The organism is Nonomuraea sp. SBT364 (genome assembly GCF_001083785.1).
Classification (GTDB): domain Bacteria; phylum Actinomycetota; class Actinomycetes; order Streptosporangiales; family Streptosporangiaceae; genus Nonomuraea.
Window position 1 is genome coordinate 1 of sequence record NZ_LAVL01000254.1, and the last position, 9038, is coordinate 9038.

The 9038-nt window shown below is 70.5% G+C and carries 9 protein-coding genes; 4 read left to right on the plus strand and 5 right to left on the minus strand.

Annotated features, from left to right (window positions below):
• Positions 1-229: 229 nt before the first annotated feature.
• The 5 genes from ADY59_RS47895 to prcB form a co-directional block, all read right to left on the minus strand.
• A complete protein-coding gene (locus tag ADY59_RS47895; protein ID WP_053175782.1) occupies positions 230-1162 on the minus strand; it encodes an FKBP-type peptidyl-prolyl cis-trans isomerase in 933 nt (310 codons plus the stop codon).
• A 75-nt stretch (positions 1163-1237) separates the two neighbouring features.
• Positions 1238-2596 carry a Pup--protein ligase gene (pafA, locus tag ADY59_RS45185; protein ID WP_049576869.1) on the minus strand — a complete coding sequence of 453 codons (1359 nt, stop codon included), beginning with the start codon at positions 2594-2596 and terminating at the stop codon, positions 1238-1240.
• Positions 2597-2725: 129 nt separating this feature from the next.
• Entirely contained in the window at positions 2726-3244 is a 519-nt protein-coding gene (locus tag ADY59_RS45190) for a hypothetical protein (RefSeq protein ID WP_231619198.1), read from the minus strand.
• An 81-nt stretch (positions 3245-3325) separates the two neighbouring features.
• A complete protein-coding gene (gene prcA / locus ADY59_RS45195) occupies positions 3326-4126 on the minus strand; it encodes a proteasome subunit alpha (RefSeq protein ID WP_049576891.1) in 801 nt (266 codons plus the stop codon).
• Between the two features lie 21 nt (positions 4127-4147).
• Complete coding sequence (prcB, locus tag ADY59_RS45200) at positions 4148-4996, minus strand: proteasome subunit beta (protein WP_049576872.1); 849 nt, start codon at positions 4994-4996, stop codon at positions 4148-4150.
• A 169-nt stretch (positions 4997-5165) separates the two neighbouring features.
• On the opposite strand from prcB, the gene ADY59_RS45205 reads away from it, so the two are divergent.
• The 4 genes from ADY59_RS45205 to ADY59_RS45220 form a co-directional block, all read left to right on the plus strand.
• The gene (locus ADY59_RS45205) at positions 5166-6542 is read left to right on the plus strand and encodes an extracellular solute-binding protein (RefSeq protein WP_049576875.1); all 1377 of its coding nucleotides are present in this window, start codon (positions 5166-5168) and stop codon (positions 6540-6542) included.
• Complete coding sequence (locus tag ADY59_RS45210; RefSeq protein ID WP_049576878.1) at positions 6517-7458, plus strand: carbohydrate ABC transporter permease; 942 nt, start codon at positions 6517-6519, stop codon at positions 7456-7458. The genes ADY59_RS45205 and ADY59_RS45210 overlap by 26 nt, the downstream gene beginning before the upstream one ends.
• Positions 7455-8273, plus strand: a complete 819-nt coding sequence (locus tag ADY59_RS45215; protein ID WP_049576881.1) for a carbohydrate ABC transporter permease — start codon at positions 7455-7457, stop codon at positions 8271-8273. The genes ADY59_RS45210 and ADY59_RS45215 overlap by 4 nt, the downstream gene beginning before the upstream one ends.
• Positions 8270-9038: ABC transporter ATP-binding protein (locus tag ADY59_RS45220; RefSeq protein WP_049576884.1), on the plus strand; the 769-nt coding region annotated here is incomplete at its 3' end. The genes ADY59_RS45215 and ADY59_RS45220, both read left to right, overlap by 4 nt.

Genomic DNA, 9038 nt, shown 5'->3' on the forward strand with positions numbered 1-9038 from the left:
GGGGGGAAAGACGATCGTGGGGCGGGCGGCGAACGGGCCGGTCACCTCGGGGAGGGCGCCGCCTCCGGTGCAGGCCGCGGGCAGCGCCAGCAGCAGCAGCGCGAGGGCGCGACGGCGCATCGGAGCCTCCGGACGCGAACAGGCCCGGCGGCGTCGTGCCGCCGGGCCTGGCGATGCTACCGCGCGCCCACCCGTACGTCAGGCCCCCGCGGGGCCCGTACAGCGTCCGTCAGTAGGCCGCGAGCACGTCCACGACGAACACCAGCGTGCTGTTGGCCGGGATGCCCTGCTGCTCCTGGGCGCCGTAGCCGAGGTCCGGCGGGATGCTCATCACGACGCGGCTGCCGACCGGCACGCCGGCCAGGCCCTTCTGCCAGCCCTGGATGACGTTCGACAGCGGGAACGCGGCGGGCTCGCCCCGGCCCCAGCTGGAGTCGAACTCCTTGTCGGTGCCCCAGATCTTGCCCGTGTAGTGGACGGTGAGCGTCTGGGTCGGCTGCACCTTGGCGCCGGTGCCCTCGATCAGCGTCTTGACCACGAGCTCCTTGGACGGCTTGGCGTCCGTCTTGGTGGTGAGCACGGGCGCCTTGTCGCCGCCCGGGTTGTCCACCTTGACGCCCTTGAGCTTGTCGCCGGTCTCCTTGCCGGCGGCGGCGGCCAGCGGCTTGGGCGGCGTGCCGACCACGTCGAGCACGAAGACCTTCGTCGGCTGGGCCGGCTGGGCCTGCTGCTGCTGGGCGTTGGAGTCGCTGGCCATGACGGCGAGCAGGCGGCCGCCGTGCTTGACCTTGGTGAAGCCGTCGCGCAGCACCTGCGGGAGCTGCTCGTTGACCGGGATGGTCTCGGGGGCCTTGGTGTCGTAGGAGGAGCCCTGGTAGGCGTTCTCCTTGCCGTCCCAGTTGTAGACGGTGAGGTTGACGATGAGCTGGTCACCGGTCTTGACGGCCGGGCCGGTGCCCGCGTCGAGCACCTCGTAGGAGGACTTCGTGGCGGGCGTGCCGGCGGGGAAGGTCACCGTGGGCTTGGCGCCCACCTTGCCGGCGACCTTCACCCCCGCGGTGCCGCCGCCGGTGCCGCCGGTCGTGGTGGCCGGTTCGGCACCGCACGCGGCGGCGAACAAGATCAAAGGCACGGCGGCCAGAACGGCCAGAGCGCGGCGCATGGATTTCCCTCGGAAAAGACGTCAGGTTCGCGTCACCCTATCCGACATCGCGGTAGGGCCGAGGTAAACCACCCGCTACATTCCCGCGATGAGCTTGTCCACCCGCTCGTCGACGCTGCGGAACGGGTCCTTGCACAAAACCGTGCGCTGCGCCTGGTCGTTGAGCTTGAGGTGCACCCAGTCGACGGTGAAGTCGCGCCGCTTCTCCTGCGCCTTGCGGATGAACTCGCCGCGCAGCCGCGCCCTGGTGGTCTGCGGCGGCACCGACTTGGCCTCGAAGATCTTCAGGTCGGAGGCGATCCGCTCCACCGAGCCGCGCCGCTGCAGCAGGTAGAACAGGCCGCGCTTGCGGTGCACGTCGTGGTAGGCCAGGTCGAGCTGCGCCACCCGGGGCGAGGACAGCGGCAGGTCGTACTTCTTCCGGTAGCGCTCGATGAGCTGGTACTTGGTCACCCAGTCGATCTCCCGCGACACCAGGTCGAGGTTGCCCGTCTCGACCGCGCGCAGCGTGCGCTCCCACAGCTCCAGCACCCGCCGGGCGATGGCGTCGCCGCCGCGCCGCTCGACGAAGTCCTTGGCCTTGGACAGGTATTCCTCCTGGATCTCCAGGCTGGACGCCTCCCGCCCGTTGGCCAGGCGCACCCGGCGGCGGCCGGTCATGTCGTGGGAGACCTCGCGGATGGCGCGGATCGGGTTCTCGAGCGACAGGTCACGCATCACGGTGCCCGCCTCGATCATGCGCAGCACCAGGTCGGTGGCGCCGACCTTGAGCAGCATCGTGGTCTCGCTCATGTTGGAGTCGCCGACGATGACGTGCAGGCGGCGGAACCGCTCGGCGTCGGCGTGCGGCTCGTCGCGGGTGTTGATGATCGGCCGGCTGCGGGTGGTGGCGCTGGAGACGCCCTCCCAGATGTGCTCGGCGCGCTGCGAGACGCAGTAGACGGCGCCGCGCGGCGTCTGCAGCACCTTGCCGGCGCCGCAGATGATCTGCCGGGTCACCAGGAACGGGATGAGCACGTCGGCCAGCCGGCCGAACTCGCCGTGCCTGCCGACCAGGTAGTTCTCGTGGCAGCCGTAGGAGTTGCCGGCCGAGTCGGTGTTGTTCTTGAACAGGTAGATGTCACCGGCGATGCCCTCTTCGCGCAGCCGCTTCTCGGCGTCGACGAGGAGGCCCTCGAGGATGCGCTCACCGGCCTTGTCGTGCGTGACGAGCTCGATGACGTTGTCACACTCGGGGGTTGCGTATTCAGGATGGCTGCCCACGTCGAGGTAGAGGCGTGCGCCGTTGCGGAGGAAGACGTTGCTCGATCGGCCCCAGGACACGACCCGCCGGAACAGGTAGCGCGCGACCTCGTCCGGCGACAGCCTGCGCTGCCCCCTGAACGTGCAGGTCACGCCGTACTCGTTCTCCAGCCCGAAGATGCGACGATCCATCACCTCACACTATGCCCACGGATCGTCCGGCGGGAGAGATCTCCACGGTGTTTTCCCCGTGCGGGGCGCGACGCGGCCGGCCCCGGCGCGGCCGCCCGCCCCCCGGGCAGCGGTTCCGGCACGGGTGCGTCAGGGGGTGAAGATCTCCTGAACCTGGACGATCGTGCCCTTGTGGACGGTGATGAGGGCGGGACGCTCGCCCCGCTTGGACCGCTTGATCAGGTCGGCCCGGGAGCAGCGCTTGGCGCCGAGCCCCTTGCCGTTGACCGTCAGGCTGGTCATCGCCGAGCCGCACCCCACGGCCGACAGGAAGAGCACGTTCCGGGCGATCGGCGAGGCGTAGGCGCGCACGTCGCCCTCCGGCGGGCCGGTGAAGCGGCCCTCGGTGACGGTACCCTTCTTCCACTTGATCGGCTCGTACTCGGCCACGCTGCCGCGCACGTGGGTGATCCAGCCGCGCAGGATGCCGTTGTGCCGCGAGCGGATGCGCTTGGTGAAGTCGTGCCCCGGGTCGGCCTGGAAGGTCGTGCCGAAGATCTTCGGGGCCTTGTACTTCGGGAACGCGGCGGCGTCGGCCGCGGCGCCGGCGGACAGGACCACGGCCGCGGCGGCCGTGACCGCGAGAAGGCTGCGCTGGAGAATCTTCACGGACTCTACGACGGCCGATCACGCCACCGGGTTCGGCCGGAATGATGTGAGACAGATCACACCATTCCGGCCCGAAAACAGCTACAGCGGCGAGGAGCCGTCGTCGAAGTCCCCGTCCGGCCCGGTGGGCGGCGGCTTCTCGCCGGAACCCGCCTCCGGAGCCGTCGGAGCCTCCGGAGCCTCCGGGGCGGAGGCGGCCGGCGTGGCGGAGATGAGGCGCTCCAGCCTCGGCCCGGTCAGGCGCAGGAACTTGCGGTGCTCCCGGTTGCGGTCGAGCACCGCCACCTCAAGCTGGCTGACCGGGGGCCGCTCGCCGCCCGGCTCGGTCAGCGCCGCCAGCGCCACCTCCAGCGCCTCGGCCAGCGACATCGCCTCGCGGTAGCGCTCCTTCAGCCGCGTCGCCACCGCCTCGGCCTGGCCGCCCATGGCCGCGAAGCCGTGCTCGTCGAACACCGAGCCGTCGAACGTCAGCCGGTAGATGGCGTCGCCGTCGGGCGTGTCGCCCACCTCGGCGACCACCACCTCCACCTCCAGCGACTTGATCGACTCGGTGAAGATGCGGCCCAGGTTGGAGGCGTAGAGGTTGGCCAGGCCGCGGCCGGTCACGTCGGAGCGGTCGTAGGTGTAGCCGTTGATGTCGGCGTAGCGGATGCCGCCGAGCCGCAGCTCCTCGAACTCGTTGTAGCGGCCGACGGCGGCGAACCCGATGCGGTCGTAGATCTCGCTGATCTTGTGCAGCGCCCGCGACGGGTTGGGCGCCACGAACAGGATGCCGTCGGCGTACTGCAGCACGACGACGGAGCGGCCCCGCGCGATCCCCTTGCGCGCGTAGTCCGCCTTGTCCCGCATGATCTGCTCAGGGGACGCATATCCGAAAGGCATGGACACGTGGGGTGATCCTTTCTAGCGCAGCGGGGCGATGGGGCCGACGGGCGAGATCAGGCGGGCTTCGAGCATCTGCTCGACATAACCGGACACCTGCTGGTCGCTCAGCCGCCGGAAGCCGTCGGCGTCGATCACCGACACGATCGGCCAGATCTTCCGCGTCACGTCGGGCCCGCCGGTCGCCGAGTCGTCGTCGGCCGCGTCGTAGAGCGCCTGGATCAGCGTCATCGCCATGTCGTCGGCCGACGCCCCGTCACGGTAGAGCTTCTTCAGCGAGCCCCGCGCGAAGATCGAACCAGAGCCGATGGCGTCGAACCGGTCACGCTCGTAGGGGCCGCCCGCCACGTCATAGCTGAAGATCCGCCCGGCGTCGCGGTCGGGGTCGTAGGCCGCGAACAGCGGCACCACCACCAGGCCCTGCATCGCCATGCCCAGGTTGCCGCGGATCATCGTGGCCAGCCGGTTGGCCTTGCCCGCCACCGACAGCGTGCGGCCTTCCATCTTCTCGTAGTGCTCCAGCTCCACGCGGTAGAGGCGGGCCATCTCGATGCCGGTGCTGGCCGTGCCGGCGATGCCCATGCACGAGTAGTCGTCGGCCCGGAACACCTTCTCCACGTCCCGCTGCGAGATGACGTTGCCCGACGTCGCGCGCCGGTCGCCCGCCATCACCACACCACCGGCGAAGGTGGCGGCGACGATCGTGGTCGCGTGCGGAACCTGGTCGCCGATCGGAGTGGCGAGAACCTCGTCCCGATGCGGCAGCAGCGCGGGCGCATATGAACCGACGAACTCGGTGAACGACGAGCTCCCGGTGTTGTCGAAAAGGCGGTTCGTCAAGCCGGCGGGCAGATCCCTGTGCGATGCCACGCGACTCCCTCCCAAAATCATGGTCCTAGGCCGACCCTACTGTTGTTGCGTCGTTGTCTGCACTTCCCACGATCAGCTCACGGCGAACCGTTCACCAGATCGTTTCTTTACGCGTCCTGGTGCCCGTGCGATTGTCGGTATGTCTGCACGTCCTGAACGGGAGGCCGACATGCGATTCCCCAGCCGACCTGCGACGATCGCGGCCGTCGCGGCCGTCGCGGCCCTGGCGCTCACCTCCTGCGGGACCGGCGCCCCCGAAGGCGGCGGCACCGTCACCCTCACCATCGCGGCCAACGCCATCTCCGGCGGCAAGAACTCCGAGTCCGCCGACTGGATCAAACGGTGGGTCATCCCCGAGTTCGAGAAGACGCATCAGAACGTCAAGGTGCTCTTCCAGCCCAGCGGCGTCGACGACGAGCAGTACAAGACCAAGATCGCACTGGACCTCAAGGCGAAGGCCGGGGCCGACGTCATCGACCTCGACGGCATCTGGGTCGGCGAGTTCGCCCAGGCCGGTTACGTCAAGCCGCTCGCGGAGGTCGGCGGCGCCGCCGTCGAGTCGTGGGAGGGCTGGTCGCAGATCCCGCAGGCGGTGCAGGGGCTCGGCATCTTCGACGGCAAGAAGTACGGCCTGCCCCAGGGCACCGACGGCCGCGTCCTGTACTACAACAAGGCGCTGTTCAGGAAGGCCGGGCTGCCGGAGGAGTGGAACCCGTCCGGCTGGCAGGAGATCATCGACGCCGGCGTGAAGCTGAAGGCCGCGGGCGTGCCGACCCCCATTCAGATCAACGCCGGCACCGCCATGGGCGAGGCCACCACCATGCAGGGCGTGCTGCCGCTGCTCGCCGGCGCCGGGGCCGAGATCTACAGCCAGGACAAGTGGACCGGCGCCTCCCAGGCGCTCAAGGACGTGCTCGGCTTCTACCAGCGGATCTACGGCGGCAGCGGTCTCGGCGACCCGAAGCTGCAGCAGGAGGCCAAGGGCCGCGACAAGTCCTTCGCCCGGTTCGCCGAGGGCGAGATCGCCATCCTCGCCGAAGGCGACTACTTCTGGCGCTCGGTCATCGAGCCTGCCGCCGGGGTCGCCCCCATGAAGGACCGCGACCAGGTCGTCGGCTACACGAAGATCCCCGCCAAGGAGCCCGGGGCGGGCATCCGCGGCCAGGACCACACCAGCATGTCCGGCGGCGCCGTGCGCGTGCTCAACCCGTTCTCGAAGAACCCGCGCCTGGCCTGGGAACTGCTCGCCTTCATGCATTCGGCCGACGCCACCACGTCACAGCTGGCCGGGCAGGTCCGCATCAGCTCGCGCACCGACGTCAACGACGAGGTCCTGGCGGGCGACCCGATGCTGCGCTACGTCGCCGACGAGGTGCTGCCCATCACCGCCTTCCGGCCCGGCCTGGCCATCTACCCGCAGGTCTCCGTACTCCTGCAGGAGGCCACCGCCGAGGTCGTCGCGGGCGGGAGCGCCGAGGAGGCGGCCGCCGCCTACCAGGCCAAGCTGGAGGGACTGGTCGGTGGCGCGGCCAACGTCAGCGGGTGACGCGGGGGGTGACGCGGCGGGGCTCGGCAGGGGCAGGGCGGTCGCGTTCGTCCTGCCCGCGCTCGCCCTCGTCGGCGTCTTCCTCGTCTTCCCCGCGCTGTGGACCATCTACCTGGGGCTGACCGACTACCGGCTCACCGGCCTGGCCGCCGCCGAACCGCGGGTGGTCGGGCTCGACAACTACACCGGGGCGCTCGCCGACCCGGAGTTCCTGCGCTCGCTGTGGCTCACGCTCGGCTACGTCGGCGGCTCGGCGATCGTCGGCCAGGCCGGGCTCGGCTTCACCCTGGCCTGGATCCTGCGCACCCGCCGCGGCCGGCTGCGCGGGCTCGTCGAAGGCGTCGTGCTGCTGTCGTGGATCCTGCCCAGCACCGTCGTCGGCTTCCTGTGGTTCGCGCTCCTGGACCGCGACGACGGCACGCTCAACGCGCTGCTCGGCACGCCCGGGCTCGGCTGGCTGCTCGACCACCCGCTGCTGTCGATCATCGTCTTCAACGTGTGGCGCGGCACCGCGTTCAGCATGATGCTCTACGCCGCCGCGCTGGAGAACGTGCCGCCCTCCCACCTGGAGACCGCCCGCCTGGCCGGGGCGAGCGTCCCCCAGCAGCTGCGCGACGTCGTCTTCCCCCTCATCCGCCGCCACGTGCTGACGAACCTGCTGCTCATCAGCCTGTGGACGTTCAACGACTTCACCCCGTTCGTCCTCACCGGCGGCGGGCCCGAGGGGCGCTCGGAGATCCTGCCCATCTACGTCTACGACGTGGCCCTGCGCGGCGGCGAGCTCGGCGCCGGGGCCGCCGTCTCCTTCCTCATCCTGCTCATCAACCTCGTCATCGCCCTGGCCTACCTGCGGCTGCTGCGCGGGCGCCGCCGCGAGGCCGTGCATGACGCCGCCGCGAAAGGACCGCCGGCATGATCCGGCACGTGATCGGACGGCTCACCGCCACCGCCGTCATCGCCGTCGCCCTCGCCTTCTTCGCGCTGCCCATGCTCTGGCTGGCCGCCGCCCCCTTCGACGCCACTCCGTCGATCACCACGTCCGTCCCCGAGTTCACGCTCGGCAACTTCGCCGCCATCCTCGACAACCCCTACGCGCTCGGCTCGATCCGCAACTCGATCATCCAGGGCGGCGGGGCCGCGGCCCTGGTCGTCGTGCTGGCCGCGCTGGCCGCCTACGCGCTCTCCCGGGTCCGCGTCCCCGGCCGCGACGCGCTGCTGTATCTGCTCCTGCTGCTGTCGTCGGTCGTCACCGGCACGGCCGCCATGGTGCCCGTCTTCGAGCTCGCCACCCGGCTCGACCTCGTCGACACCCACCTCGGCGTCATCCTCGTCGTCTCCGGCGGCCTCCTGCCCGCGGCGATCTTCATCCTGAAGGACTTCATGGACGAGACGCCCACCTCCTACGAGGAGTCCGCCCGCGTCTTCGGCGCCTCGCCCCTGCAGATCCTGCGCCACATCGTCGTCCCGCTGGTGCGGCCCGGCCTGGCCACCATCGCCGTGTGGGCGCTGGCCAGCGTGTGGGGCGGCTTCCTGTTCCAGTTCATCCTGCTGCGCGACCCCGGCAAGGCGCCCGGCTCGGTCATCCTCTACACCCTCTACACCGAGGGCGGCGCGCCCAGGCTCGACCTCATCTCCACCTTCTCCCTGCTCTACTCGCTGCCGGTGGTGGCGATGTACCTGTTCGTCTCCAAGCGGTACGGCTTCCGCTTCCACGGAGGGATCAAGCGGTGATCTCCTTAGACGGCCTGACCAAGGTGTTCCCCGGCGGGGTCCGCGCCCTCGACTCGCTCGATCTGACCATCGCCGACGGCGAGTTCTTCGCCCTGCTCGGCCCGTCGGGCTGCGGCAAGACCACGCTGCTGCGCACGATCGCCGGCCTGGAGACCCCCACCGGCGGCGCCGTCCGCATCGACGGCACCGACGTCACCCGCCTGCCGCCCGGCCGCCGCGACGTCGCCATGGTCTTCCAGGACTACGCGATCTTCCCCCACATGGACGTCACCGCCAACATCGCCTACCCCCTGCGCGTCAGGAAGGTCCCCCGCGCCGAGCGGCAGGCCAAGGCCGCCGGCGTCGCCGCCACGCTCAGCCTCACCGACCTGCTGCGCCGCCGCCCCGGCCAGCTCTCCGGCGGCCAGCAGCAACGCGTCGCCCTGGCCCGCGCCATCGCCTGCCACCCGCGCGCCTTCCTCTTCGACGAACCCCTGTCGAACCTCGACGCCCGCCTCCGCCTCGAAGCGCGCACGTTCCTCAAACGCCTGCAGCGCGACCTCGCCGTCACCACCGTCTTCGTCACCCACGACCAGGCCGAGGCGCTGGCCCTCGCCGACCGCATCGCCGTCATGTCGCACGGCCGCATGGTCCAGGTCGGCACCCCCGCCGACGTCTTCCACCGCCCCGCGACCACCTTCGTCGCCTCCTTCATCGGCTCCACCCCGATGAACCTGCTGCCCGCCCGCCACGCCGGCGACCGCCTGCGCGTGGCCGGCGCCAGCC